Annotated in this window: 21 protein-coding genes; 11 read left to right on the top strand and 10 right to left on the bottom strand. The window is 70.9% G+C overall.

Annotated elements, in window-relative coordinates; all coding sequences use genetic code 11:
• Positions 1-207: 207 nt before the first annotated feature.
• From AB4112_RS27740 to AB4112_RS27720, 5 genes are all read right to left on the bottom strand, one after another.
• Positions 208-1,233: a LacI family DNA-binding transcriptional regulator gene (locus tag AB4112_RS27740; protein ID WP_441724276.1), complete on the bottom strand. Its 1,026-nt coding sequence runs from the start codon at positions 1,231-1,233 to the stop codon at positions 208-210.
• Between the two features lie 134 nt (positions 1,234-1,367).
• Complete coding sequence (locus AB4112_RS27735) at positions 1,368-1,838, bottom strand: DUF2269 family protein (protein ID WP_441724274.1); 471 nt, start codon at positions 1,836-1,838, stop codon at positions 1,368-1,370.
• Positions 1,838-3,133 carry an SDR family oxidoreductase gene (locus AB4112_RS27730; protein WP_441724272.1) on the bottom strand — a complete coding sequence of 432 codons (1,296 nt, stop codon included), beginning with the start codon at positions 3,131-3,133 and terminating at the stop codon, positions 1,838-1,840. Before AB4112_RS27730 ends, AB4112_RS27735 begins: the two co-directional genes overlap by 1 nt.
• 225 nt (positions 3,134-3,358) lie before the next feature.
• Positions 3,359-3,820, bottom strand: a complete 462-nt coding sequence (locus AB4112_RS27725; protein WP_309801562.1) for an OsmC family protein — start codon at positions 3,818-3,820, stop codon at positions 3,359-3,361.
• Positions 3,817-4,434, bottom strand: a complete 618-nt coding sequence (locus tag AB4112_RS27720; protein ID WP_309801563.1) for a GntR family transcriptional regulator — start codon at positions 4,432-4,434, stop codon at positions 3,817-3,819. Before AB4112_RS27720 ends, AB4112_RS27725 begins: the two co-directional genes overlap by 4 nt.
• Before the next feature lie 114 nt (positions 4,435-4,548).
• Between AB4112_RS27720 and AB4112_RS27715 the strand changes: the two genes are divergently transcribed.
• The 3 genes from AB4112_RS27715 to AB4112_RS27705 all read left to right on the top strand — a co-directional run bounded on the left by AB4112_RS27715 (position 4,549) and on the right by AB4112_RS27705 (position 8,417).
• Positions 4,549-6,000, top strand: coding sequence for a phospholipase D-like domain-containing protein (locus tag AB4112_RS27715; protein WP_309801565.1), 1,452 nt, complete (start codon positions 4,549-4,551; stop codon positions 5,998-6,000).
• A gap of 103 nt (positions 6,001-6,103) precedes the next feature.
• Complete coding sequence (locus AB4112_RS27710) at positions 6,104-6,679, top strand: DUF2585 domain-containing protein (RefSeq protein WP_309801566.1); 576 nt, start codon at positions 6,104-6,106, stop codon at positions 6,677-6,679.
• A gap of 19 nt (positions 6,680-6,698) precedes the next feature.
• The gene (locus tag AB4112_RS27705; protein WP_441724269.1) at positions 6,699-8,417 is read left to right on the top strand and encodes an ABC transporter ATP-binding protein; all 1,719 of its coding nucleotides are present in this window, start codon (positions 6,699-6,701) and stop codon (positions 8,415-8,417) included.
• Positions 8,418-8,436: 19 nt separating this feature from the next.
• Here the strand turns inward: AB4112_RS27705 and AB4112_RS27700 are convergent, their stop codons facing one another.
• Both AB4112_RS27700 and AB4112_RS27695 read right to left on the bottom strand, forming a co-directional pair.
• Positions 8,437-9,333, bottom strand: coding sequence for an alpha/beta fold hydrolase (locus AB4112_RS27700; RefSeq protein ID WP_309801568.1), 897 nt, complete (start codon positions 9,331-9,333; stop codon positions 8,437-8,439).
• Between the two features lie 43 nt (positions 9,334-9,376).
• Positions 9,377-10,168, bottom strand: a complete 792-nt coding sequence (locus tag AB4112_RS27695; RefSeq protein WP_309801570.1) for a PhzF family phenazine biosynthesis protein — start codon at positions 10,166-10,168, stop codon at positions 9,377-9,379.
• A 152-nt stretch (positions 10,169-10,320) separates the two neighbouring features.
• On the opposite strand from AB4112_RS27695, the gene AB4112_RS27690 reads away from it, so the two are divergent.
• Together AB4112_RS27690 and AB4112_RS27685 are read left to right on the top strand one after the other, a co-directional pair.
• Positions 10,321-12,033 (top strand): calcium-binding protein, encoded by a 1,713-nt coding sequence (locus AB4112_RS27690; RefSeq protein WP_309801571.1) that lies wholly within the window; start codon positions 10,321-10,323, stop codon positions 12,031-12,033.
• 210 nt (positions 12,034-12,243) lie between these two features.
• The gene (locus AB4112_RS27685) at positions 12,244-15,240 is read left to right on the top strand and encodes a beta strand repeat-containing protein (protein WP_309801572.1); all 2,997 of its coding nucleotides are present in this window, start codon (positions 12,244-12,246) and stop codon (positions 15,238-15,240) included.
• Positions 15,241-15,256: 16 nt separating this feature from the next.
• Here the strand turns inward: AB4112_RS27685 and AB4112_RS27680 are convergent, their stop codons facing one another.
• Entirely contained in the window at positions 15,257-16,156 is a 900-nt protein-coding gene (locus AB4112_RS27680) for a LysR family transcriptional regulator (RefSeq protein ID WP_309801574.1), read from the bottom strand.
• 130 nt (positions 16,157-16,286) lie between these two features.
• Here AB4112_RS27680 and AB4112_RS27675 point away from each other — a divergent pair, with 130 nt between their 5' ends.
• Positions 16,287-17,855, top strand: a complete 1,569-nt coding sequence (locus AB4112_RS27675) for an MFS transporter (protein WP_309801575.1) — start codon at positions 16,287-16,289, stop codon at positions 17,853-17,855.
• Positions 17,856-17,977: 122 nt separating this feature from the next.
• On the opposite strand, the gene AB4112_RS27670 is transcribed toward AB4112_RS27675, so the two are convergent.
• Entirely contained in the window at positions 17,978-18,145 is a 168-nt protein-coding gene (locus tag AB4112_RS27670) for a YqaE/Pmp3 family membrane protein (protein WP_309801576.1), read from the bottom strand.
• Positions 18,146-18,257: 112 nt separating this feature from the next.
• Positions 18,258-18,845 (bottom strand): hypothetical protein, encoded by a 588-nt coding sequence (locus tag AB4112_RS27665; protein WP_309801577.1) that lies wholly within the window; start codon positions 18,843-18,845, stop codon positions 18,258-18,260.
• Between the two features lie 144 nt (positions 18,846-18,989).
• Between AB4112_RS27665 and AB4112_RS27660 the strand changes: the two genes are divergently transcribed.
• The 5 genes from AB4112_RS27660 to AB4112_RS27640 all read left to right on the top strand — a co-directional run bounded on the left by AB4112_RS27660 (position 18,990) and on the right by AB4112_RS27640 (position 24,839).
• Positions 18,990-19,790: a transporter substrate-binding domain-containing protein gene (locus AB4112_RS27660; RefSeq protein ID WP_309801578.1), complete on the top strand. Its 801-nt coding sequence runs from the start codon at positions 18,990-18,992 to the stop codon at positions 19,788-19,790.
• Between the two features lie 19 nt (positions 19,791-19,809).
• Complete coding sequence (locus AB4112_RS27655; RefSeq protein WP_309801579.1) at positions 19,810-20,478, top strand: amino acid ABC transporter permease; 669 nt, start codon at positions 19,810-19,812, stop codon at positions 20,476-20,478.
• Positions 20,475-21,128: an amino acid ABC transporter permease gene (locus tag AB4112_RS27650; protein ID WP_309801580.1), complete on the top strand. Its 654-nt coding sequence runs from the start codon at positions 20,475-20,477 to the stop codon at positions 21,126-21,128. The genes AB4112_RS27655 and AB4112_RS27650 overlap by 4 nt, the downstream gene beginning before the upstream one ends.
• Before the next feature lie 77 nt (positions 21,129-21,205).
• Complete coding sequence (locus tag AB4112_RS27645; protein WP_309801581.1) at positions 21,206-23,335, top strand: mechanosensitive ion channel family protein; 2,130 nt, start codon at positions 21,206-21,208, stop codon at positions 23,333-23,335.
• Positions 23,336-23,450: 115 nt separating this feature from the next.
• Entirely contained in the window at positions 23,451-24,839 is a 1,389-nt protein-coding gene (locus AB4112_RS27640; protein ID WP_309801582.1) for a M20 family metallopeptidase, read from the top strand.
• Positions 24,840-24,904: the final 65 nt, after the last annotated feature.

The raw sequence follows: 24,904 nt of genomic DNA, 5'->3' as shown, positions 1-24,904 counted from the left end.
TCCGGAAGCATCCAGGGCGGGAAATTTAATTCCCGAAACTGAGCGCTATATATCTCTTAAATGCGCTTTCTGCATATGCGCCATGCGGGCGTCGCATGCCATAGTATGGGGCCGAACGGCGTGATTCGCGGGCTGTCCCCCAGGTTTCCATCATGAAATCCCCCGGAGGCTACGCCCCAATTCCACGGATACACGCGAATCGGGTGCTCAGCGCGACCGGCAGGGGCCGGTGGAACCGCGGATGATCAGCTCGGTCGGGAGGGTCACGACCCGCTCCGCCGGCGCGTCGCCCACAATCAGGAGGTGCAGCATCATCATCGCCTGTTCGCCCATCGCCAGCCGCGGCTGGCGGACCGTGGTCAGGGGTGGATCGAACGCCTCGGCGAAGGGTATGTCGTCGAATCCGGCGACCGAGATGTCCTGCGGCGCCCGCAGCCCGGCCGCGTGGATCGCGCTCAGCACACCCATGGCGGCTTCGTCGCTGGCGACGAAGATCGCGGTCGGCGGTTCGGGCAGGGCCAGCAGGGCCCGGCCGGCGGCCGCCCCGGACGGCACCCGGAAATCGCCCGGGGCGACCAGGTCGTCCCCGGCCGGCAGCCCGGCATCGCGCAGCGCCGCGCGCCAGCCGTCCAGCCGGTCGCGGGCGATGGCCTGGTCCAGCGGCCCGGCGACATGGGCGATGCGGCGATGGCCCAGGCCGATCAGGTGCCGGGTGATCTCGGCCGCCGCCGCCCGGTTGTCGATCCGCACGATCGGCAGGTCGTGGCCGGGCACGGGTTCGGAGGCCAGCACGATCGGCACCCGCCGCACGGCAGGGTCGTCGAGGTCGGGGATCCGCCCGGTCAGCACGATCATGCCGTCGGCCCGGCGCGACAGCACCAGCCGCAGATAGTCGCGCTCCTGCGCCGGGTCGTCGTCGGTGTTGCCCATCAGCACGTTGAAGCCCAGGCGCCGCGCCGTCCGCTCCACGCCGCGGAAGATCTCGGGGTAGAACGGGTTCACGATGTCGCGGACCAGCACCAGGATGGCGCCCGCCTCGTGCCGACGCAGGCCGCGGGCCAGCAGGTTGGGGGTGTAGCCGGCCTCGGCCACGGCGCGCAGCACCTGGGCCCGGGTCTCCTCGGCCACCATCGCCGGCCGCATCAGCGTGCGCGAGACGGTGGCGGTCGAAACCCCGGCCAACCGGGCGATGTCGCGGATCGTCGGCGTCGCCTCGGGGCGCTGGCCGCTCATGCCTGGCCGATCATCGACTGCCACCGCTGCCCTGGCCCCGCATCCCGCCCCGCCGGCGACGAGGCCGACGCTGCAACCTGCCGGCAATGGCCGGGCGAATGCAACGGATGGCATCGGCGGGCCCGGCCGCTCCGTCACAGCTCCGGCTTGGCCACCATCAGCCACAGGATGCCCAGCACGGCGGCGAAGGCGGGAAAGCCGAAGGCGAACCAGATGCGGTACAGCCGCCTGTACTCCGCCGGCAGCGCCGCGCCGCGCGCGGCCGCATCGCGGGCCAGGTTGCGCATCCGCCATTGCAGCCACACCACCGGCAGCCAGAAGGCCCCGGTGACGAGATAGAGCAGCAGGCTGAGCCCGATCCAGCCCTCGAACAGGGGATAGCCGGCGGTCCGCGCCAGCAGCGCGCCAGTGACCGGCTGGACCACGACGGCGGAGGCGGTGAACAGTGTGTCGGCGATCACCACCACCCCGGCGGTGTGGGCGATCAGCGCCGCGTCGCCGGTGCGGTGCGCCATGACCATGAAGAAGGCGATGCCGGCGCCGGTGCCGAACAGCACGGTGGCGCCGATCACATGCAGGGTCTTCAGCAGCTCGTAGCTGTCCATCAGCGCTCATCCAGCATCGCCAGGGCGGCCAGGGCCAGCACCGCGCCGGGGATCACCTTGACCAGGGGGCCCAGCGGATCGGCCCACAGGTCGGGGCGCAGCAGCGTGCCGCCGAGCAGATAGGCGGCGGAGACCGCGACCATGCCGAGCAGCGCCGGCCCGGCGCTGCGTCTGAAACAGGCGAGCACGGCCAGCGCCAGGTCGACGGCCGAGCCCACGCCCACCGTTGCGACAGCGAGCCCGGCCGGCACCCCGGCGTCGCGCAGCACCGCGGCGGCCTGGTCGAGGCGTGCCAGGCCGATCAGGCCGGAGGCCAGCCAGAACAGGATCAGCGCCGCGAAGGCCAACGGCTTGAGGAAGTAGAGCCGGGCGAACCAGCGCTCCTGCACCCCCGACGGCCAGCCGGCCAGCATCTCGGCCAGGGATCGGGGGCGGAGCCCGAGCACCCGCTGCCAGGTCTCGCCGTCGCCGGCGATGCCCATGCGCAGCTGGGCCAGGGCGGTGCTGCGCATCGGGCTGCGCCAGCCCAGCCGGGCGATCGCGTCGCTGGCGGCGGCCGGGATCCGGGCCAGCCCCGCCGGCAGCCGCAGCACCGGCGCCGGCGGCAGGCCCAACCAGCCGCGCAGCGCGACCAGCAGCTCGGCCAGCCGCACCGGATCGGGATGCATCAGGTCGAGCGCGATCCGGGCCGGTGCGGCGGGGTCGATGGCGCGGCCCACGGCTTCGGCGACATCCTCGGCCGAGACCAGCTGCACCACGCTGTCGGCATGGACCGCGGGGATGATGCCGGGAAAGCCGGCCAGGCCGCGCAGCAGGGCGGTGCCGCCATAGGCGGCGGGCGCCAGCACCAGGCCGGGGCGCAGCACCACCCAGTCGAGGTCGAGGCCGGCCAGCGCCGCCTCCGCCGCCTGCTTGGTGGCGTTGAACGCGGTTTCGCGCCCGGCGCCGACGGCGGCGGCCGAGACATGCACCACCCGGCGGATGCCCGCCGCGGCGCAGGCGCGGTACAGCGCCAGGGCGCCGTCGACATGCACGGCGCGCAGGTCGTCGCGCGGGCTGTCCTGCAGCGCGCCGGCGCAGTTGACCACGGCGTCGATGCCGGCGAGATGCGGGGCCCAATCCTGCGGCCGCCGCATCGCCGCCAGATCGGCCGCGACCCAGCGCGCATAGGGGAACCGCCGCGCCGCCATCCGGATCTCGCGCCCGGCGCCGACCACGGCATGGCCCTGCCGGTGCAGCCGGCTGAGGACATAGCCGCCGATCAGCCCGTAGCCGCCGATCACCAGAACCCGCATGGATGCTCCGAATCCCCCATCAGCCAACGCGGCCCAAGATGCGGGGGCGTGTCGCCACCTGCAAGCGACGGCGCGGCGGCCTTAGAGACCGTTTGGAAATGCGCTGGCGTGAGTCGGCTGGCGGTGGTTTCGAGAACCGGAGCGCAGCGCACGTTTGGTGCGTGAGCACCGGAAGCGGAGAAACCGCCGTCAGACGGCCGCGCCAGTAGCATTTACAGACGGTCTCTAGTCCAGGCGGGTCTCGATCGCGGTCTTCACCGAATTGGCCAGGAAGCACTGGTCGTGCGCCGCATGGTGCATCGCCTCCTCGGCGGCGCGGTCGGGGGCCGTCCCGGCATAGGTCACGCGCGGGTTCAGCACAACGTGGGTGACGGCGAGCCGGCCGTCGCCGTTCTTCTCCATCACCCCCTCGGCGGTGTCGCTGTAGCTGTCGACGACGAATCGGCGCTTGGCCGCGATCGACAGGAAGGTCAGCATGTGGCAGCTGGCCAGGGCGGCGATATAGGCCTCCTCCGGATCGACCGGCTCCGAGGCCGAGAAGGGCAGCGGCACGACATGCGGGGAGGCCGAGGCCGGCACCTCGACGCCGCCGTCGAAGCGCCAGAGATGCACCCGGCTGTAGCGGCCGTCGGTGAAGGCGATGTCCGGCGGGCGCTGCCACAGCACGGTGGCCTGATAGTGGCTCATGGGGTGTCTCCCGGTTGCAGATCGACGGCTGCCCGCAGATGGGCGGCAAGGGCGGCGATTGCGGCGGCGGAGTCGCCGTCGCGGCAGGCCGCCAGGATACTCTCGTGCTGCGCCGCCATCGTGGCGCGGAAGACCGAGCCCGGGGGTTGCAGGGTGTAGGAGCGCCGGCCCTCGCGGCGCAGCGAATCGACCAGGCGCAGCATCCGGGCATTGCCGCAGGCGGCGTAGAGGGCGGCGTGGAAGGCGACGTCCAGCTCCTCGATCGCCGCCGGGTCCTCCTCCTCGACCAGATCCTCGGCCAGCCGCTCCGCCCGGCGCAGGGCGCGGGCGTCCAGCCGGGGCAGGGACAGGCGCAGGGCCTCGCCCTCGACCAGGATGCGCAGCGCCGCCAGCTCCCGCGCGTCCTCCGCCGACAGGCCGGCGACGGCCAGGCCGCGGTCGGACCGGCGCACCACCAGCCCTTCGGCCAGCAGCCGGTCCAGCGCCTGGCGCACCGGCTGGCGGCTGACGCCGAACCGGGTCGCCAGGATTTCCTGCCGCAGCACCGTGTCCGGCGGCAGGGCCCGGGTTTCGATGTCGTGCCGCAACATGTCGACGATCAGGTTTGGATCCATGGATCCAAACTATCGGTGCGAGCGGAGACCGTCAAGCGGGCGTTCGTCGCAGCCCCTTGCCCGGCGCCGCCGATACTGGGAGGGATAGGGCGAACCGGAGGACCTTGAGCGGCGATGAATGCCTTTTGGACGACCTACTGGCCGCACATCACCCTGGCGCTGAGCATCGTGGTCGGCGTCGGCGCCGCGATCCATGCGGCGATGACCAAGGAGGATGTGCGCGCCGCCACCGGCTGGGTCGGCGTCATCCTGCTCAGCCCGATCCTCGGCGCCTTCATCTATCTGGTGATCGGCATCAACCGGGTGCGCCGCGCCGCGATCGTGCGCCGCCGGCGCCGGGCCGGGGCCGAGGCGGGCGGCCGCGGGCCGGATGCGCAGGCCGCGGATGTCGTCCCGGCCTCCGCCCCGCAATTCGCGTCGCTGCAGCGGGTCGGCGACCGGATCTCGCCCTTCGTGGTGACGCCGGGCAACGACCTGGTGCTGCTCCACGGGGGCGACGAGACCTATCCGGCGATGCTGGCGGCGATCCGCGGCGCGCAATCCTCGATCGCGCTGCAGAGCTACATCTTCGACAACGACCCGGTCGGGCGCGAGATCGCCGAGGCGCTGATCGAGGCGCGCGGCCGCGGGGTCGAGGTGCGGGTGCTGATCGACGCCATCGGCGCGCGCTATTCGCGGCCGCCCATCATCCCGCTGCTGCGGGGCGGCGGCGTGACCACGGCGCGGTTCATGAGCAACATCATCGGGCTGAAGCTGCCCTATGCCAATCTGCGCAGCCACCGCAAGCTGCTGATCGTCGATGGCGAGACCGCCTTCACCGGCGGCATGAACATCCGGGCCGCGTTCACCACCGCCCATGCCGACGGCGAGCCGGCCCGCGACACCCATGCCCGCATCCGGGGGCCGCTGCTGCAGGCGCTGCACGCCGCCTTCGTCCAGGACTGGCGCTTCACCACCGGCGAGCGGCTGTCGGGCCGGGCCTGGCAGGTGCCGGCGCCACCGGAAGGGTCGCCCGCATCGGTGCTGGCCCGCGCCATCCTGTCGGGCCCGGACCACGACCTCGGTTCCAACCACAGCCTGGTGATGGGGGCGATCGCGGTGGCGCAGGAGTCGATCCGGATCTGCTCGCCCTATTTCCTGCCCGACCAGATCCTGGTCGGCGCGCTGGCCGTCGCGGCACGGCGCGGCATCGCGGTCGACATCGTCATCCCCGACGCCAACAACCTCACCCTGGTCGACTACGCGATGACGGCGCAACTCGACCAGCTGCTGGCGCCGGGCTGCCGCATCTGGCGGGCGACCGGCCCGTTCGACCATTCCAAGCTGATGGCGGTGGACGGCGCCTGGGCCCTGATCGGGTCCTCGAACCTCGATCCGCGCAGCCTGCGCCTGAACTTCGAGCTGGATGTCGAGATCTACGACCGCGGCATCGCCGGCGAGATCGACGCCGGCATCCGCCGCCGCATCGCCTCGGCCCGGGCCGAGACCCTGGCGACGCTGCGGGCCCGCCCGCTGCTGAAGCGGATCCGCAACCGCGCGGTCTGGCTGGCCTCGCCGTACCTCTAGGACGCTGCCATGCCCTCCGGGGTGGTTCGATTCGTCCATTGCGAATGGTTCGCAGCCATTCGGACGTGCTATGTCTGTTCCATCCTGGGGGGAGTCTCGAAGCGTGACCTGGTTCGACCGGCTGCCGCGGCGTGCCTACCTGCTGATCGGCCTCGGCCTGATCGCGGCGACGGCGGCCATCCTGCTGGCCATGGGCCGGGTGCCGATCTGCACCTGCGGCACGGTCAAGCTGTGGACGTCGGACGTGCTCAGCTCCGACAACTCACAGCACATCGCCGACTGGTACACGCCGTCGCACATCATCCACGGCTTCCTGTTCTTCGGCCTGCTGTGGCTGGTGGCCCGGCGCCTGCCGGTGAAGGCCCGGGCGATCATCGCCATCCTGGTCGAATGCGCCTGGGAGATCGCCGAGAACAGCCCTGTCATCATCGACCGCTACCGCGAGGCGACGATCGCGCTGGGCTACACCGGCGACAGCGTGATCAACTCGGTCTCCGACATCTCCTTCATGCTGCTCGGTTTCTTCTTCGCCTCGCGGGCGCCGCTGTGGCTGACCGTGGCGATCGCCATCTTCTTCGAACTGTTCACCGGCTGGCTGATCCGCGACAACCTGGCCCTGAACATCCTGATGCTGGTCCACCCGCTCGACTCCGTCCGGGCGTGGCAGGGCGGCGCCTGATTGCCGATAAGATGATCCGATGCTGAAGCGCTTCTTCGCCTATTACCGCCCCTATCGCCGGCTGTTCGTGCTCGACTTCTCCTGCGCCGTGGTGTCGGGGCTGCTCGAGCTCGGCTTCCCGATCGCGGTGAAGGTCTTCGTCGACAGCCTGCTGCCGAGCCAGAACTGGACCCTGATCGTGCTCGCCTCGGTCGGCCTGCTGGCGATCTACGTCGCCAACACCGGGCTGATGGCGATCGTGACCTATTGGGGCCACATGCTCGGCATCAACATCGAGACCGAGATGCGGCGCAAGGCCTTCGACCATCTGCAGAAGCTGTCCTTCGGGTTCTTCGACAACCAGAAGACCGGCCACCTCGTCGGCCGCCTGACCAAGGACCTCGAGGAGATCGGCGAGGTCGCGCATCACGGGCCGGAAGACCTGTTCATCGCGGTGATGACCTTCATCGGCGCCTTCGCGCTGATGCTCAGCGTCAATCTCCAACTGGCGCTGATCACCGCGGCGATCGTGCCGCTGACCGCCTGGGTCACCACCCGCTATGGCGGCCGCATGACCCGGAACTGGCAGGCGCTGTACGGCCGGGTCGGCAACTTCAACCACCGGATCGAGGAGAATGTCGGCGGCATCCGCGTGGTGCAGGCCTTCGCCAACGAGGACCATGAGCGCCGGCTGTTCGCCGAGGACAACCAGGGCTACCGCCGCACCAAGCTCGACGCCTACCGGATCATGGCGGCCAGCACCTCGCTCAGCTATCTCAGCATGCGGCTGACCCAGATGGTGGTGATGATCGCCGGGGCCTATTTCGTGCTGACCGGGCAGCTCAGCGAAGGCGGCTTCGTCGGCTTCCTGCTGCTGGTCGGCGTGTTCTTCCGGCCGATCGACAAGATCAATTCGGTGATCGAGACCTATCCCAAGGGCATCGCCGGCTTCCGCCGCTACACCCAGCTCTTGGACACCGAGCCCGACATCGTCGACCGGCCGGGCGCGGTCGCCGTCTCGGGGCTGACGGGCGAGATCCGCTACGAGGGCATCAGCTTCGGCTACAGCGCCGAGAAGCCGGTGCTGCGCGATATCGACCTCGCCATCCATGCCGGCGAGACCATCGCCTTCGTCGGCCCCTCGGGCGCCGGCAAGACCACCATCTGCTCGCTGCTGCCGCGCTTCTACGAGGTCCAGGCCGGCCGCATCACCATCGACAGCATCGACATCCGCGACATGACCCTGGCCTCGCTGCGCGGCCAGATCGGCATCGTGCAGCAGGACGTGTTCCTGTTCGCGGGCACCATCCGCGAGAACATCGCCTATGGCCGTCTCGGCGCCAGCGACGCCGACATCGCCGAGGCCGCGCGCCGGGCCCGGCTGGACGGCATGATCGCCGGCCTGCCCGAAGGCCTGGGCACGGTGATCGGCGAACGCGGGGTCAAGCTGTCGGGCGGCCAGAAGCAGCGCCTGGCGATCGCCCGCATGTTCCTGAAGAATCCGCCGATCCTGATCCTGGACGAGGCCACCTCGGCGCTGGACACCGAGACCGAGAAGGCGATCCAGCAGTCGCTGGCCGAGCTGTCGCAGGGCCGCACCACCCTGGTCATCGCCCACCGCCTGGCGACCATCCAGGACGCCGACCGCATCGTGGTGGTGGACGAAAGCGGCATCGCCGAACAGGGCCGGCACCAGGACCTGGTCGCGGCCCGCGGCATCTATCGCCGGCTGCACGACGCGCAGTACGGAATTCGCTGACCGGTCGTTCGGTCAATCGTCAGCCGGCCCAGCCCTTCACCGTCAGCATGGCATCGGCGAAAGCCGCGGGCGCCTCCTGCGGCAGGTTGTGGCCGATGCCTGGGGTGACCACCCGGTGCTCGTGCCGGCCGGTGAAGTGCGGGGCGTGCCCGGCGGTGCCGCCGATCGCCATCACCCCGTCGGCGTCGCCGTCCAAGGTCAGCGCCGGCACCGTGATCGGCGGCTGCGCCGCCAGCCGGCGCTCGACCGCCGCCACCGCAGGATCGCCGTCGACCAGGGCGTAGCGGTGGCGGTAGGAGTGGATCACCACCGCGACGAAATCGGGGTTGTCGAAGGCCCCGGCGCTGCGGTCGTAGGTGGCGTCGTCGAAGCGCCATTCCGGCGACCACAGCCGCCACAGCAGGCGGCACAGGTCGCGCCGGTTGCGCTCCAGCCCCAGCCGCCCACGCTCGCCATGGAAATAGTACTGGTACCAGTAGCGCAGCTCGGCCTCGGGGGACGCAGGCTCGCCCGACTTGGCGATGTTCTGGATGTTGTAGCCGTTGACCGAGACCAGGCCGCGCGCCCGTTCCGGCCACAGCGCCGCGACGATGCAGGCGGCCCGCCCGCCCCAGTCATAGCCGCCCAGCACCGCCGCTTCGATCTCCAGCGCATCCAGCAGCATCAGCAGATCATGGCCCAGCGCCGCCTGCTCGCCCGACCGCGGCGTGTCGGCCGACCGGAACCGGGTCGGGCCGTAGCCGCGCAGATAGGGCACGATCACCCGGGCGCCCTGGGCGGCGAGGCTCGGCGCCACCGCGTCGTAGCTGCGGATGTCGTAGGGGAAGCCGTGCAGCAGCACCGCCGGCCAGCCGGCCGGGTCGCCGGTCTCCTCATAGGCGACGGTCAGCACTCCGGCATCGATCTGCTTCAGCATGGCGGGACTCCTGAACCAACGCGGCATTGGAACACAGACTAGGTCACCCCGGCAGTCGGACCACCCCGCGCATGAAGGTCACGGCCTGGCCGGACAGCAGCACGCGGTCGCCTTGCAGCCGACAGCCCAGCCGGCCGCCGCGGCGCGAGCACTGCACCGCGCTCAGCACCGTCCGCCCCAGCTTGGCCGCCCAATACGGCACCAGCGTCGCATGGATCGACCCGGTCACCGGGTCCTCCGGGATGCCGTAGCTCGGCGCGAAATAGCGCGAGGCGATGTCGGCGCTGGCGCCGCGGCCGGTGACGACAAGGCCGAGCGGGTGCAGCCCGGCGATGCGCAGCAGGTCGGGCACCACCGCCCGCACCGCCGCCTCGTCCGGCAGCTCGACGAACAGGTTCTCGAAGTTGCGGAACACCGCCTGCACCTGGCCACCGAACAGCTCCGCCACCAGCGATGGCGGCGGGTCGGCCGGCTCGGGCGGCAGGGCCGGGATGTCGAGCACATAGCGGTCATCCGTCCGGGTCACCGCCAGCCGGCCGACCCGGGTGTGGAACGCCAGCTCTCCGGCCTCGCCCAGCTCGGCGGCCAGCACATGGGCGGTGGCCAGGGTGGCGTGGCCGCAGAAATCGACCTCGTGCACCGGGGTGAACCAGCGCAGGTCCCAGCCGGCCGCGGCGCGCCGGGCGAAGGCGGTCTCGGCCAGGTTGTTCTCCTCGGCGATCGCCTGCAGCACCGCATCCGGCAGCCAGTCGTCCAGGACCAGCACCGCCGCAGGGTTGCCGCCGAACACCCGGTCGGCGAAGGCATCGACCTGGTGCATCGTCAGCTCGCGCATCGCCCCTCCATCCCCGCCTCCTGCCCGGCCCGGCCGAATTCGCCGTGAAGTGACCTCGGTAACACGCGGATCGGCCCGGGGTGCGGCACCTTTGTCGTGATTTCACCAGGAGGCCGGCCGCCCGGCCAGCCTCGATAGAGGGAGCGATTATCATGGCCGTCATCAATGGCGACAATGGCAACAATATTCTCACCGGTACGGACGACGCCGACACCATCAACGGCTTCGGCGGCAACGACGTGGTCGAAGGCGAGAAGGGCGACGACATCGCCAACCTCGGCGACGGCAATGACAGCTTCGGCTGGGATCCGGGCGACGGCAGCGACTTCGTCGACGGCGGCAACGGCACCGACACGCTCGACTTCGACGGCGCCAATGCCGACGAGAGCATCCTGATCTTCGGCAATGCCGGGCAGGCGACCTTCTTCCGCGACATCGCCGCGGTGACCATGACCCTGGACAATGTCGAGCGCATCGATTTCGCCGCGCTCGGCGGGTCGGATTCGATCACGGTCAACAGCCTCGCCGGCACCGACGTCAAGCTGGTGGCGATCGACCTGGCCGGGACGCCCGGCGGCACCGTCGGCGACGGCGTGGAGGATTCGGTGATCGTCAACGGCGCTGCTGCCGCCGCCAGCGATGTGATCACGCTTTCGCTGTCGGGCACCGGCGCGGCCACGACCGTGCAGGTGAACGGCCTGGCGGCGCAGACGACGATCGGCCATTTCGATGCGGACGACCAGCTCTCGGTCAACGGGCTCGGCGGCAACGACCGGCTCGACGCGCGGGCACTGCCGGTGTCCATGACCCTCGTGCTCGACGGCGGCGAGGGCAACGACACCCTGATCGGTAGCGCCGGGGCGGACGTCCTGATCGGCGGTAACGGCAACGACGTCGTCGTCGGCGCCAAGGGTGACGACACCGCCTTCCTCGGCGCCGGGAACGACACCTTCTTCTGGGCGCCGGGCGACGGCAGCGACACGGTCGAAGGCGGGGCCGGCACCGATGATCTGAGTTTCCTCGGGGCGAATGCCGCCGAGACCATCGACATCTCGGCCGACCACAATCGGGCGACGTTCTTCCGCGACATCGCCGCGGTCAACATGGATCTGAACGACGTCGAACGCATCCAGTTCAGGGCGCTCGGCGGCACCGATCACGTCAACGTCCACGACCTGACCGGGACCGATCTCATCCGGGTCGGGATCGATCTGTCCGGCGCGGCGGATCCGGCGACCGGCGACGGCGCGGCCGACACGGTGGATGTGGACGGTACGGCCGGGGCCGACCGCGTCGCCGTCGTGTCCTCGGCGGTCACCGTCGGCATCGCCGGCCTCAAAGCCGTGGTCGCGATCACGCATTCCGAGACGATCGACCACCTGACGGTCGACGCCGGCGCCGGCAATGACACGATCAACGCCGCGGGCCTGGGTGCCGGCCAGCTTGGCCTGACCCTGGCCGGCGGGTCCGGCGACGACGCGCTGGTGGGCGGCGCCGGGGCCGACATCCTGCACGGCGATGCCGGGCGGGACTTCCTCGCGGGCGGCGCCGGGGCCGACCGCTTCGTGTTCGCCGCGGGCGACACCGGCCTGGGCGGCTCGGGCGACCGGATCAACGACTTCAGCCATGCCCAAGGCGACAAGATCGACCTCTCGGCGATCGATGCCAACACCGCGGTGGCCGGCGACCAGGCCTTCACCTTCATCGGCGCCGGCGCCTTCACCGGCGTGGCCGGCCAGTTGCAGGCCGTCAGCGGAGGCGGCCTGACCGCGGTCAACGGCGACGTGAACGGCGACGGCGTCGTCGACTTCACCGTCGTCCTGACCGGCGCGGTCGTCTTGACCGCGGGCGACTTCGTCCTCTGACCCGGTAAGGGGGCGGCCGCCCGGGCCAACATCCGGGCGGCCGCTGCGTTCGCCTCGAATTTAGGCTATATTGCAACGATCGCCGGTCGGCCGCAGTGGCAGCCGGCGCTCCGATATTGGCGACGTGATTTTCCTGCGGCGCGGCATCGTCCCGCCATTCTGATTGAGAGGAGGGGCCCTCGGCCCTTCTCGGAAGGGGATTTCAGGATCATGTCCACATTCACCGGCACCGACGCCCCGGAAACCATCACGCCCGGCTTCGTGTCCCCCACCGTGACGGCGGTCGGCGGGCAGCCGGCGCCCTCCGCCGAGGCCGATGTGATCTCCGCCGGCGGCGGCAACGACATCGTCGCCGGCGGCCGGGGCGACGATCTGGCCCTGCTGGGCGCGGGCGACGACGTGTTCGGCTGGTCGCCGGGCGATGGCAACGACGTGGTCGAGGGCCAGGCCGGCACCGACACGCTCGACTTCGCCGGCGCGAACATCAGCGAGAACATCGACATCTCGGCCAATGGCGGGCGGGCGCGGTTCTTCCGCGACGTCGCCAACGTCACTCAGGACCTGAACGATGTCGAGCGCATCGAATTCCATGCCCTGGGCGGGGCCGATCGGGTCACCGTCAACGACATGACCGGCACCGACGTGACCCGGGTGACGGTCGATCTGGAAGGCGTGCTGAACGGTGGGGCCGGCGATGGCCAGGCGGATGTGGTGACGTTGAACGGCTCGGCAGCGGCCGAGACTGTGACCCTGGCCCTGTCCGGCACGGCGGTGGTGGCGGTCGGGCTGGCGGCGCAGGCGCTGATCGACCACGCCGAGGCCACCGACCGGCTGGTGGTCAACGGCCTGGGCGGCAACGACCGGATCGATGCCCGGCCGCTGGCGACGGCGGCGATCGGCCTGACCTTCGACGGCGGCGCCGGCAACGACACGCTCCTCGGCGGTGCCGGGGCCGATACGCTGCTGGGCGGCGACGGCAATGACGTCGTGGTCGGGGGGCGCGGCGACGACGTGGCCCTGCTGGGCGCGGGCGACGACATCTTCGCCTGGAGCCCTGGCGACGGCAGCGACGTGGTCGAGGGCCAGGATGGCATCGACACGCTGGTCTTCCGGGGCTCCAACGCCAGCGAGAGTATCGACATCTCGGCCAATGGCGGGCGGGTGCTGTTCCTCCGCGATGTCGCCGCGGTGACCATGGATCTGAACGATGTCGAACGGATCCAGTTCGCCGCGTTCGGTGGCGCGGACCGGATCACCGTGAACGACCTGTCCGGGACCGACGTCACCCGGGTGACCGTCGACCTGGAGGCCGCCCAGAATTCCGGCACCGGCGATGGCCAGGCCGATGCGGTCGGCGTGCTGGGCACCCTCGGCAACGACGTGGTCACGGTGACTTCGTCGGCCGCCGCCGTCGAGGTCACCGGGCTGGCGGCGTCGGTCGTGGTAGAACATGCCGAGGCGGCGCTGGACCGGCTGACGGTCCAGGGGCAGGCCGGCGACGACGTGATCGACGCCTCCGGGCTGGCCGCCGGCCGCATCGGGCTGACCCTGCTCGGCGGCCTCGGCGCCGATGTGCTGATCGGCAGCGTCGGTGGCGATCAGGTCACCGGCGGGGACGGCAACGATGTCGCCCTGATGGGGGCCGGCGACGATGTCTTCGGCTGGTCGCCGGGCGATGACAACGACACGATCGAGGGCCAGGCCGGCACCGACACGCTCGACTTCGCCGGCGCGAACATCAGCGAGAACATCGATATCTCGGCCAATGGCGGACGGGCGCGGTTCTTCCGCGACGTGGCCGCCATCACCATGGATCTGAACGATGTCGAGCACATCGAATTCCATGCGCTGGGCGGGGCCGACCACATCACCGTCAACGACCTGACCGGCACCGACGTGACCCGGGTGACCGTCGACCTAGAAGGCGTGCTGAACGGCGGGGCGGGGGACGCCCAGGCGGATACGGTGATCCTGAACGGCTCGGCCGTCGCCGACACCGTGACCCTGACCCAGTCCGGCACGCAGGTGGTGGCGACCGGACTGGCGGCGCAGCTGGTGGTCGACCATGTCGACTTCGTCGACCAGCTGACGATCAACGGCTTGGGCGGCAACGACCGGATCGACGCGCGGGCGGTGACCACGTCGCCGCTCATCCTGAGGTTCGACGGCGGCGCCGGCGACGACATCCTGATCGACGGCGCCGTGTCCGACCTGGTGCAGGGCGGCGACGGCAACGATGTCGTGATCGGTGGCGGCGGCAGCGACTTTGCCCTGCTGGGCGCCGGCAACGACACCTTCGCCTGGGCGCCGGGCGACGGCAACGACATCGTCGAGGGTCAGGACGGCACCGACGACCTCAGCTTCCTCGGTGCCGCCGTCAACGAGATTCTCGACATCTCGGCCAATGGCGCACGGGCGACCCTGGTCCGCGACGTGGCGTCCGTGACCCTGGACCTGAACGGCGTCGAACGCCTCCAGATCAAGACGCTCGGCGGGGCCGACACCATCCATGTCCACGACCTGACCGGGACCGACATCATCCGGGTCGGGGTCGATCTGGCCGGGTCGAACCCGGCGGCCGGCGACGGCCAGGCCGACACGGTGGCGGTGGACGGCACCGCGGGCGCCGACCGGGTCACCGTCGCGTCCTCGTCCGCCAGCATCGGCGTTGGCGGCCTCAAGGCCGTGGTCGCGATCACGCATTCGGAAACCGGCGACCGGCTGGTCATCGACGGCGGCGCCGGCAATGACGGGATCAACGCCGGGGGCCTGGCGGCCGGTCGGATCGGGCTGACCCTGGCCGGCGGCCTCGGCGATGACGGGCTGGCGGGCGGCGCCGGGGCCGACATCCTGCACGGCGATGCCGGGCGGGACCTCCTCGCGGGCGGCGCCGGGGCCGACCGGTTCGTGTTCGCCGCGGGCGACACCGGCGTGGGTGGCTCCGGCGACCGGATCAGCGACTTCAGCCATGCCCAGGGCGACAGGATCGACCTCTCGGCGATCGACGCCAGCACCGCGGTGCCCGGCGACCAGGCGTTCGCCTTCATCGGCGCCGGCGCCTTCACCGGCGTGGCCGGCCAGTTGCAAGCCGTCAGCGGCGGCGGCCTGACCGCGGTCAACGGCGACGTGAACGGCGACGGCGTCGCCGACTTCACCGTCGTCCTGACCGGCACGATCGGCCTGGTCGCGGCGGATATGGTGCTTTAGCCGGCGACCGGGCGGCTCAGCCCTCCGGGGCCGGGATCAGCCTCGTGCACATGAAGTCGACGAAGGCCCGCAGCTTCGGCGACAGGTGGCGGCTGGACGGCCACAGCAGCCAGAACACGCCCGGCGCCGCCTCATAGGGCTCCAGCACCGGGCGCAGCGCCCCGCTCGCCAGCGTGTCGCGCAGCGCGAAATCCGCCATGTAGATCAGGCCCAGCCCGCGCTGGGCGCCGGAGATCAGCGCCTCGGCGCTGTTGCACACCAGGGTCGCCGGCAGTCGCCAGGGCGGGGTCGCCGGGTCGGTCCGCAGGCCCCATTCCTGCAGCGTGCCGGCGGTCGGGTATTTGTAGCGCAGGCAGGCATGGTGCTCGAGATCGGCCGGGTGCTGCGGCACGCCGCGCCGCTCGAGATAGTCGGGCGACCCGACGATGTGGAAGCGGAACGGCCCGACCCGCCGGGCCATCAGCCGGGAATCGGTCAGCGTGCCGCTGCGGATCACCGCGTCCAGCCCCTCGGCGATGACGTCGACCATGTGGTCGTTGAAGTCGAGGTCCAGCTCGATCTCGGGATAGAGCCGCATGAACTCCGGCAGCACCGGCACCACCAGGTGGTGGAGGGCCGCCGGCACGCTGACCCGCAGCCGGCCGCGCGGCGTCTCCATGGCGTGCTGCAGCTCGGCCTCGGCGTCGGCCACGTCGCCCAGGATGCGCTGGCAGCGTTCGTAGAACAGCGCGCCTTCCGCGGTCAGGGTGATCCGCCGGGTGCTGCGGTGGAACAGCCGGGCGCCCAGCCGCTCCTCCAGCCTCACCACGCTCTTTCCCACTGCCGAGGCGGAGATGCCGAGCAGGCGGCCGGCGGCGACGAAGCTGCGGGTCTCGGCGGCGCGGACGAAGGCGGCCAGGCCGTTCAGGTTGTCCATTGCAAGATCCCGATTGCGGACTGGAATTCCGTTCACAGCGGAATTTGTGCCGGTTGGGCGATCATTACGGCCGGATTATCTTTCATGCAACGCCGCGAGGGAACGCGGCCCCCTCACATCAGAGTTGCCCATGCCCCGGAATCCTGATTCCGCGGCGGCGCCGTCCGCGTCTTCCGCCGGCCATGGCCGGATGGAGAAGCTGCTGGTGCTGGCCGCCGTGTGCCTGTCGCTGCTGGCCCTGCCGTTCAACTTCACCGGACCGGCCGTGGCGATGCCCGCCATCGCCCGATCGCTGGGCGGCGACCCGATCGCGCTGAACTGGATCACCAACGCCTTCATGCTGTGCTTCGGCAGCTCGCTGATGATCGCGGGCGCGCTGGCCGACGGCTACGGCCGCAAGCGGCTGTTCCTGATCGGCCAGGCGGTGTTCCTGCTGGCCTCGCTGGCCCTGACGGTGGTGCACGACCTGCTGGTGCTCGACCTGCTGCGGGCGCTGCAGGGCGGCGCCGGCGCCGGCGCCTTCTCCGCCGGCCTCGCGGCGCTGGCGCAGGAATTCGACGGCCAGGCCCGGACCCGCGCCTTCAGCCTGATCGGCACCACCTTCGGAATCGGCCTGGCCTTCGGCCCGCTGCTGTCCGGCCTGCTGGTCGAGACCGTGGGCTGGCAGGCGATCTTCCTCGGCACCGCCGTGCTCAGCGCCATCGCCTTCGGCTTCGGCTGGCGTTTCATGCGCGAATCGCGCGACCCCGGCGCCGCCGGGCTGGACTGGCCGGGCGCCGCCAGCTTCACCACCGCCCTGTCGCTGCTGACCTATGCCGTGCTGCTGGCACCGGAAGAGGGTTGGGGCAGCGCCTGGGTGGTCGGCCTGCTGGCCGGGACCGTGGCCCTGGCGGCCTTGTTCATCCGGATCGAGACCCGGGCGGCGCGGCCGATGCTGGACCTGACGCTGTTCCGCTTTCCGCGTTTCGTCGGCGTCCAGCTGCTGGCTGCGGCGCCGGCCTATTCCTTCGTGGTGCTGCTGATCCTGCTGCCGCTGCGCTTCGTCGGCATCGAGGGCTGGGGCGGCGTCGGCGCCGGCTGGATGATGATGGCGCTGTGCGGGCCGATGCTGGTGGTGCCGATGCTGGCGGCGCTGCTGACCCGCTGGTTCTCCGCCGGCGTGCTGTGCGGCGCCGGGCTGCTGGTCACCGCCGCCGGGCTGGTGCTGCTGTCCCAGGTGCCGCCGGGCATGGCCGCGGCTGCGATGGTGCCGCCGCTGCTGGTGATCGGCCTCGGTATCAGCCTGCCCTGGGGCCTGATGGACGCGCTGGCGGTCAGCGTGGTGCCGAAGGAGCGCGCCGGCATGGCCGCCGGCATCTTCAGCACCACCCGCGTGGCCGGCGAAGGCATCGCCCTGGCGGTGGTCGGCGCCATCCTGGCCGGCTTCGTCAGGACCGGCCTGGCGACGGTGTCCGGCCCGGTCGACCCGGCGACGCTGACCCTGGCGGCCCAGCGGCTGGCGATGGGCGACCTGGCCCAGGCCGCGGCGACCCTGCCGCAGGCCGGGCCGGCCCTGCTGGTTCAGGCCTATGGCGACGCGTTCCACGGCCTGCTGTTCGTGCTGGCCGCCATCACCGTGGTCTCGGCCGTGGTGGTGTTCGGCTTCCTGTCGCGCACCGTGCCGGTCGCGGAGCCGGAGCTGGTCCCGGCGGCGGAGTGAGGCGGCAGCCTGGGGCCCTCCCCCCACCCTCATCCCGCGAAAGCGGGATCTCGTGACGCTCTCACCGGCGAGAGATTCCCGCTTTCGCGGGAATGACGGCCGAAGGGAAAGCGGCGGGCGTTTCAATGCGGCGGGTGGATCGAGAGGATGTAGAGCGCGTGGATGATGCCCGGGATCCAGCCCAGGATCGTCAGGATGATGTTCAGCCGCAGCTCCGGCCCCGCCCCGATGTCGAGATAGACGGCGAGCGGCGGGCAGAGGAAGGCGAGGACGTACAGCAGCGTGACCAAGGACCGGGCCCGGCAGTGGATCCAGCCCTTGCCTAGTCCCCTCCGCCGCCCGGGGGCAAGGCCGGAGGTGTAACGGAATGTTGCCCGGCGCGGCTGCCGCCTCGCCCGCGGCTCACCCCAGCGTGTCGTAGAGGCGCAGGATCCAGGACAGCTGATAGGCGATGTTCGCGACCATGAAGACGAGATGGAACAACCGGTTGCGCGTGGCGATGGCAATGCCGCACAGCAGCAGATAGCCGGAGATCCGGAGCTCGTATTCATAGCCGAAGCCGCGCAGGTAGTCCGCCCCCTTTAGCAGCGTGTCGAAGACGTCGACCACGAAGGTCAGGGCGAGGATGCCGAAGAACCATTTCCGGCGGGACAGGAAATAGTCCTCGTAGCCGGCATAGTCGGTCAGGTCGTCGGGGAACAGCAGGACGCAGAGCAGGAAGAACAGCGCCGCGTAGAAGATGATGAACAGGTACAGGCCGAAGGTCCAGCTGGCGACCGCGAAGCGGAACTCCCACCACCAGAAATGGGCCACGGCCAGCAGCAGCGACAGGGCCCAGCCGAGATGGACCGGATAGACCCGCTGCCGCCCCGGATGCTGGACCAGCCGGGCGAAGCCGGTCAGCAGCCGGGTGATGCACAGGCCCAGCACGATGCCGATGATGACCCGGATGTGCAGATAGACCTGCGGGTTGGTTGCAACGCTGTCCATGGCCCGCTCCGCCGACTCTCCTGCCGCCAGCCTGCGACATGGTTCCGCGAGCATCAATCCCGCCCGATCGCTTCTGGCACGCCGCTTGCTGACCCGGGACCCGATGGGCGCGGCGGGCGCGCCGGCACGGATGGAAACAGTCGGATGGCGCTGGTGGATTGGGGACGGGGGCTGCTGGGCCTGGTGGTCGCGGCCGGGCTGGCGGCGATGGCGCTGCCGGCGGCGGCGGACGGGCTGGACGACGTGCTGGCCGCCAAGGTGATCCGCATCGCCGTGCCGCAGGATTTCCCGCCCTTCGGCTCGGCCGGGCCCGACCTGCAGCCGCAGGGCTACGACATCGACATGGCCAATCTGATTGCCCAGGATTTGGGCGTGGCGGTCGAACTGGTGCCCGTCACCAGTGCAAACCGGGTGCCCTATCTTCAGACCCACAAGGTCGACCTGATCATCTCCAGCCTCGGCCGCAACGCCGACCGCGAGAAGGTGATCGACTTCACCAGCGCCTACGCCCCGTTCTTCTCCGGCGTGTTCGGCCCGGCCGACGCGGCGGTGGCGAAGGCCGAGGACCTCTCGGGCAAGACCATCGGCGTCACCCGCGGCGCGCTGGAGGACCTGGCGATCTCGAAGGTCGCGCCGGCGGATGCCGACATCCAGCGCTTCGAGGACAACAACACCACCATCGCCGCCTTCCTGTCGGGCCAGACCCAGCTGATCGCCACCGGCAACGTCGTCGCCGCCGCGATCCTGGCGCGCGACCCGGATGTGAAGCCGGAGCCGAAATTCATCCTCAGCCAGTCGCCGTGCTTCATCGGCCTGAACAAGGGCGAGCCGAAGCTGCAGGCCAAGGTCAACGCCATCATCGCCGCGGCGAAGCAGGACGGGCGGCTGGAGGCGATCAGCAAGAAGTGGCTCGGCGCCCCGCTGCCGGGCGACCTGCCGGTCTGACCGCAAAGGCCCCGGCCCCTTGACCTTCCACTTCGCCGACCTGCTCGGCTATGGCGGGCTGATCCTGCGCGGGATCGGCCTGACCATCCTGCTGACCCTGATCGCCATCGCCGGCGGGCTGGTGCTGGGCGTGCTCGGCGCCCTCGGCCGCCGCTCGGGCCATGCGCCCGTGCGGATCGCGGTCGGCGCCTATGTCGAGCTGATCCGCAACACGCCCTTTATCGTCCAGCTGTTCTTCGTGTTCTTCGGCCTGCCGCGGCTGGGGATCCGGCTGGGCAGCCTGGAGGCGGCGGTGCTGGCCATGATCGTCAACCTCGGCGGCTACGCCACCGAGATCGTGCGCGCCGGGCTGGACGGGGTCGGCCGCGGATTGTGGGAGGCCGGGGCCAGCCTCGGCCTGTCGCGCTGGCGCACCTTCCGGCTGGTGATCCTGATCCCGGCGCTGGAGAAGGTGTATCCGTCCCTGGCAAGCCAGTTCGTGATCATCATGCTCGGCTCCTCGATCGTGTCGCAGATCGCGGTGCCCGAACTGACCTTCGCCGGCAGCTTCATCCAGTCCCGCACCTTCCTCAGCTTCGAGACCTATCTGACGGTCGGCGCGATCTACCTGCTGCTCTCCATCGGCCTGCGCCGGCTGTCGGACCTCGTCGCGCGGCGGCTGTTCCGCCATCGCCAGGTGCCGGCATGACCGGCTTCACCACCTGGGACATCCTGCGCAACCTGCTGCTGGCGGCGCGCTGGACCGTGGCCCTCAGCCTGATCGCCTTCCTCGGCGGCTTCCTGGCCGGCGCCGGCATCCTGCTGCTGCGCCTGTCGCACCGGCGCTGGGCGCAGCGGCTGGCCAAGCTGTATGTCCAGCTGTTCCAGGGCACGCCGCTCTTGATCCAGCTGTTCCTGTGCTTCTTCGGCCTGGCGCTGGTCGGCCTCGACCTGCCGCCCCTGGCCGCCGCGGCGATCGCCCTGACCCTCTACGCCGCCGCCTTCCTGGCCGAGATCTGGCGCGGCGCCATCGACAGCGTGCCGCGCGGCCAGTGGGAGGCGGCGCGGGCCCTGGCCCTGACCTGGCCGCAGCAACTGCGCCTGGTGGTGCTGCCGCAGGCGCTGCGGGTGGCGGTGGCGCCGACCGTCGGCTTCCTGGTCCAGGTGGTGAAGGGCACGGCGCTGGCCTCGGTGATCGGCTTCGTCGAACTGACCAAGGCCGGCACCATCATCGTCAACGCCACCTTCGATTCCGCCCGCACCTACGGCTTCGTCGCCCTGTTCTACTTCGCCCTGTGCTATCCGATCGCCCTGGCGGCGGTGGCGCTGGAACGGCGGCTGGCCCGCCCGGGGCGATAAGGGCCGGTTTCCTGCAAAGCCCGTTGCCACGGGGCGCGCTGCGGGACAGCATGCGGGCAATGGCGGGGAGGGGCGGGATGCGCTGGCTTTCGGGGGTTGTGGTCGCCGTGCTGCTTCAGCTCGGCGCGGCGGGGGCATGGGCGCAGCAGGCGACACCCGCGGCGCCGGCGCCGACGACCGAGCAGGCCCCGCCCGCGCCGGTGCAGCAGCTGCTCGACCTGCTGCGCAACCCCCAGGTCCAGGGCTGGCTGGCCCAGCAGCAGCAGGCCCAGCCCGCCGCGGTGGCGCCGGCGCCGATGCCGGGGTCGATGGAGACCGACGAGATCGACATGATGCGGGACCGCACCCGCACCAAGCTGCAATGGTATGCCGAGACCGCGCGCGACCTGCCGGGCATCATGGCCGGGGTCGGGGCCAAGCTCGCCGCCGCCCTGGCGATGATCGGCGTGCTCGGCCTGGTCCTGGCCGTGGCCGCCTTCGTCGGCGTCGGCATCCTGGTCGAATTCCTGTTCCGCCGCCTGACCGGGTCGATCCGGCGCCGGCTGATCCATGCGCCCGGGGCCGCGATCGGTGAGCATCTCGCGGTGTTCGCCGCGCGGCTGGTCTTCGCCGTCGGCGATGTCGTCGCCTTCGGCATCGGCAGTCTCGGCATCTTCCTCGCCTTCTCCTGGCCGAAGGGCTTCGAACTGCTGGTCGTGGCCCTGCTGGCGACGGTGCTGGTCGCCCGTCTCGCGCTGGCGGTGCTGCGGCTGGGCCTGGCTCCCGGCCGGCCGGACCTGCGGCTGATCGCGATCGACGAGCGGATGATCCCCGCGGCCATCCATTGGCTGGTGGCGATCCCGACGGTGATGATCGGCGGCGTCTTCCTGGCCCGGCTGATGCGGCGGTTGGACGCGCCGGAGGATGCGGCGCTGCTGATCCGCGAGCTGACCTCGTTCGTCGTGCTTTGCCTGGTCGTCGCCTTCACCTGGCGCCGCCGGGCCTGGGCGGCCGCGCCGGCCGAAGGGGCGGGGATCCGGCACGATCTCGGCCGCTGGGTGGTCACCGTGGCGATGGTGGTGGTCGCCGTCCTCGTCGCGCTCGGCGCCGTGCGCCTGGCCATGACCGTCTTCGTGGTCGCGCTGCTGCCCTGGGGCCTGCGCCAGATCCGCGAGGCGGCGCGGTCGGTGGCCTCGCCGGAATCGATCGAGGGCAAGGACAAGCCGCTGGCCATGCTGGTCGAGCGGGTGTCGCAGGCGGTGGTCCTGCTGGGCGCGTTGGCCTTCCTGGCCCGGCGCTGGGGCTTCGAATCGATGCAGGCGATGATGGCGGCGGAGGAGCCGGGCGCCATGGTGCTGCGCGGCGCGCTGCGCATCGTGCTGACGCTGATCGTGGTCGACCTCTTGTGGCATCTCGGTCGGGCGCTGATCGACCATCGGCTCAGCCGGTCGACCACCGCCATGTCGCATTCCGACGTGGTGCGCCAGGCGCGGCTGAAGACCCTGCTGCCGCTGTTCCGCAACGCCTATTTCATCACCCTGCTGACCATCGCGATCCTGGTGGTGCTGTCCTCGCTCGGCATCGATATCGGGCCGCTCCTGGCCGGCGCCGGGGTGATCGGCCTGGCCATCGGCTTCGGCGCCCAGACCCTGGTCAAGGACATCGTCTCCGGCGCCTTCTTCCTGCTCGAGGACGCGTTCCGTATCGGCGAATATGTCGAGATCGGCAACCTCAAGGGCACGGTCGAGGCGATCTCGATCCGCTCGCTCAAGCTGCGCCACCAGCGCGGCGCGCTGCAGACCGTGCCGTTCGGCGAGGCCCGGGCCATGACCAACCTCAGCCGCGACTGGGTGGTGATGAAGATGGAGTTCCGGGTGCCGTTCGACACCGATGTCGACCAGGTGAAGAAGATCGTGAAGAAGATCGGCGCCGAGATCGCGGCCGATCCGGTGCTGGGCCCGCATCTGCTCGACGCGCCGAAGTCCCAGGGCGTGCGCCAGATCGAAGAGTTCAACATGGTGGTCGGCATCAAGTTCATGTCGCGGCCGGGCGAGCAGTTCATGATCCGCCGCCAGCTGTACCAGCGCATCCTCGAGGAGTTCGACGCCGCCGGCATCCATCTGGCCCGGCGCGACGTCATCGTGCGCAGCCATGACGGCGGCGAGGTCGATCCGGCCCTGGCCGCCGCAGCGATCGCGGCCACCGGCAGCGGGCCGGCGAAGGGATAGGCCGCGCTTCAACGGTTGAGGTGTGAGAACGCCGCAGGGGCTTGGCGGCCCGTCCGGCATTTGCGACCAATGGGGGCCGGGCCGTGAGCGCCCGGCCAGCAGCGGAGGGCAGGGCATGTCACGGGACCGGGCGATCGCCGGGGCGGCGCGCTATTTCGACGAGGGCGGCTACCGTGCCGATCTCGACCGCCGTATCGGCTTCCGCACCGAAAGCCAGGCTGCCGACCGTGCGCCCCTGGCCGCCTATCTCGAACAGGAGATCGGGCCCACTTTGGCCCGGCTCGGCTTCGCCCTGCACGTCGTGCCCAACCCGGCGGCGCCCGACGCCCCGGCGCTGATCGCCCGGCGGCAGGAGGGCGACGGCCTGCCCGGGGTGCTGTGCTACGGCCATGGCGATGTGGTGCTGGGCGAGCCGGCGCAGTGGCGGTCGGGGCTCGACCCCTGGCGGATCACGGTCGAGGGCGACCGCTGGTACGGCCGCGGCACCGCCGACAACAAGGGCCAGCACTCGATCAACATCGCCGCGATCGAGCAGGTGATGGCCGCGCGGGGCGGGCGCCTCGGCTTCAACATGGCCTTCCTGGTCGAGACCAGCGAGGAGATCGGGTCGCCCGGGCTCGACGCCATCTGCGCCGCGCATCGCGACCTGCTGGCCGCGGACGTGCTGATCGCGTCGGACGGGCCGCGGCTCGACCGCGCCCGGCCGATGATCGCGCTGGGCACCCGCGGCGTGATCAATTTCGACCTGGCCCTGGCGCTGCGCGAGGGCAGCCACCATTCCGGCAACTGGGGCGGGCTGCTGCCAAACCCCGGCACCATCATCGCCAACGCCGTCGCCGCGCTGGTCGATGCCCGCGGCGCCATCCGGGTGCCGAGGCTGCGGCCGCCGGCGATTCCGGACTCGGTGCGCCGCGCCCTGGCCGGCATCCCGATCGAACGGGACGCCGAGGGCGAGACGCTGGCGGAAGGCTGGGGCGAGCCGGGGCTGAGCCCGGCCGAGCGCGTGTTCGGCTGGAACGCGCTGGAGGTCTTGGCCTTCACCACCGGCAACCCGGCGGCACCGCTGAACGCGATCCCGCCGGCGGCGCGGGCGCATTGCCAGCTGCGCTTCGTCGTCGGCACCGATGTGTCGGACCTGCCCGGTACCATCTCCCGTCATCTCGAGGCGCAGGGCATCCATGGCATCGTGGTGACCGAGTCGGGCACGCCGATGATGGCGACGCGGCTCGACCCCGACGACCCCTGGGCGCGCTGGGCCGCCGCCTCGATCGCCGCGACCGTGGGCACGGCGCCGATGGTGCTGCCCAATGTCGGCGGGTCGCTGCCGAACGAGGTGTTCACCGACACGCTGGGCCTGGCGACGATCTGGGTGCCGCATTCCTATGGCGGCTGCCGCCAGCACGGTCCGGACGAGCACCTGCTGGCCCCGATCGCGCGCGAGGGGCTGCAGATCATGACCGGGCTGTTCTGGGATCTGGGTGAGAGCGGGATCCCCAAGACGTAGGTTGGGTTCGCGTTGGCGAACCCAACTGCTCACCTCTTCCTGTCATTGCCCGGCTTGACAGAGAA

Origin of the sequence: Inquilinus sp. 2KB_23 (assembly GCF_052115705.1) — a bacterium.
GTDB classification, from domain to species: domain Bacteria; phylum Pseudomonadota; class Alphaproteobacteria; order DSM-16000; family Inquilinaceae; genus Inquilinus; species Inquilinus ginsengisoli_A.
This window is presented reverse-complemented; position numbering and strand designations above follow the sequence as displayed.

What these genes read in the sequence shown, in the direction of transcription:
- AB4112_RS27660 (WP_309801578.1), top strand. Translation starts at nt 18,990, where the DNA reads ATGGCGCTGGTGGATTGGGGACGGGGGCTGCTGGGCCTGGTGGTCGCG.
- AB4112_RS27650 (WP_309801580.1), top strand. Translation starts at nt 20,475, where the DNA reads ATGACCGGCTTCACCACCTGGGACATCCTGCGCAACCTGCTGCTGGCG.
- AB4112_RS27740 (WP_441724276.1), bottom strand. Translation starts at nt 1,233, where the DNA reads ATGAGCGGCCAGCGCCCCGAGGCGACGCCGACGATCCGCGACATCGCC.
- AB4112_RS27690 (WP_309801571.1), top strand. Translation starts at nt 10,321, where the DNA reads ATGGCCGTCATCAATGGCGACAATGGCAACAATATTCTCACCGGTACG.
- AB4112_RS27680 (WP_309801574.1), bottom strand. Translation starts at nt 16,156, where the DNA reads ATGGACAACCTGAACGGCCTGGCCGCCTTCGTCCGCGCCGCCGAGACC.
- AB4112_RS27720 (WP_309801563.1), bottom strand. Translation starts at nt 4,434, where the DNA reads ATGGATCCAAACCTGATCGTCGACATGTTGCGGCACGACATCGAAACC.
- AB4112_RS27695 (WP_309801570.1), bottom strand. Translation starts at nt 10,168, where the DNA reads ATGCGCGAGCTGACGATGCACCAGGTCGATGCCTTCGCCGACCGGGTG.
- AB4112_RS27725 (WP_309801562.1), bottom strand. Translation starts at nt 3,820, where the DNA reads ATGAGCCACTATCAGGCCACCGTGCTGTGGCAGCGCCCGCCGGACATC.
- AB4112_RS27675 (WP_309801575.1), top strand. Translation starts at nt 16,287, where the DNA reads ATGCCCCGGAATCCTGATTCCGCGGCGGCGCCGTCCGCGTCTTCCGCC.
- AB4112_RS27685 (WP_309801572.1), top strand. Translation starts at nt 12,244, where the DNA reads ATGTCCACATTCACCGGCACCGACGCCCCGGAAACCATCACGCCCGGC.
- AB4112_RS27700 (WP_309801568.1), bottom strand. Translation starts at nt 9,333, where the DNA reads ATGCTGAAGCAGATCGATGCCGGAGTGCTGACCGTCGCCTATGAGGAG.
- AB4112_RS27715 (WP_309801565.1), top strand. Translation starts at nt 4,549, where the DNA reads ATGAATGCCTTTTGGACGACCTACTGGCCGCACATCACCCTGGCGCTG.
- AB4112_RS27665 (WP_309801577.1), bottom strand. Translation starts at nt 18,845, where the DNA reads ATGGACAGCGTTGCAACCAACCCGCAGGTCTATCTGCACATCCGGGTC.
- AB4112_RS27645 (WP_309801581.1), top strand. Translation starts at nt 21,206, where the DNA reads ATGCGCTGGCTTTCGGGGGTTGTGGTCGCCGTGCTGCTTCAGCTCGGC.
- AB4112_RS27640 (WP_309801582.1), top strand. Translation starts at nt 23,451, where the DNA reads ATGTCACGGGACCGGGCGATCGCCGGGGCGGCGCGCTATTTCGACGAG.
- AB4112_RS27730 (WP_441724272.1), bottom strand. Translation starts at nt 3,133, where the DNA reads ATGCGGGTTCTGGTGATCGGCGGCTACGGGCTGATCGGCGGCTATGTC.
- AB4112_RS27705 (WP_441724269.1), top strand. Translation starts at nt 6,699, where the DNA reads ATGCTGAAGCGCTTCTTCGCCTATTACCGCCCCTATCGCCGGCTGTTC.
- AB4112_RS27735 (WP_441724274.1), bottom strand. Translation starts at nt 1,838, where the DNA reads ATGGACAGCTACGAGCTGCTGAAGACCCTGCATGTGATCGGCGCCACC.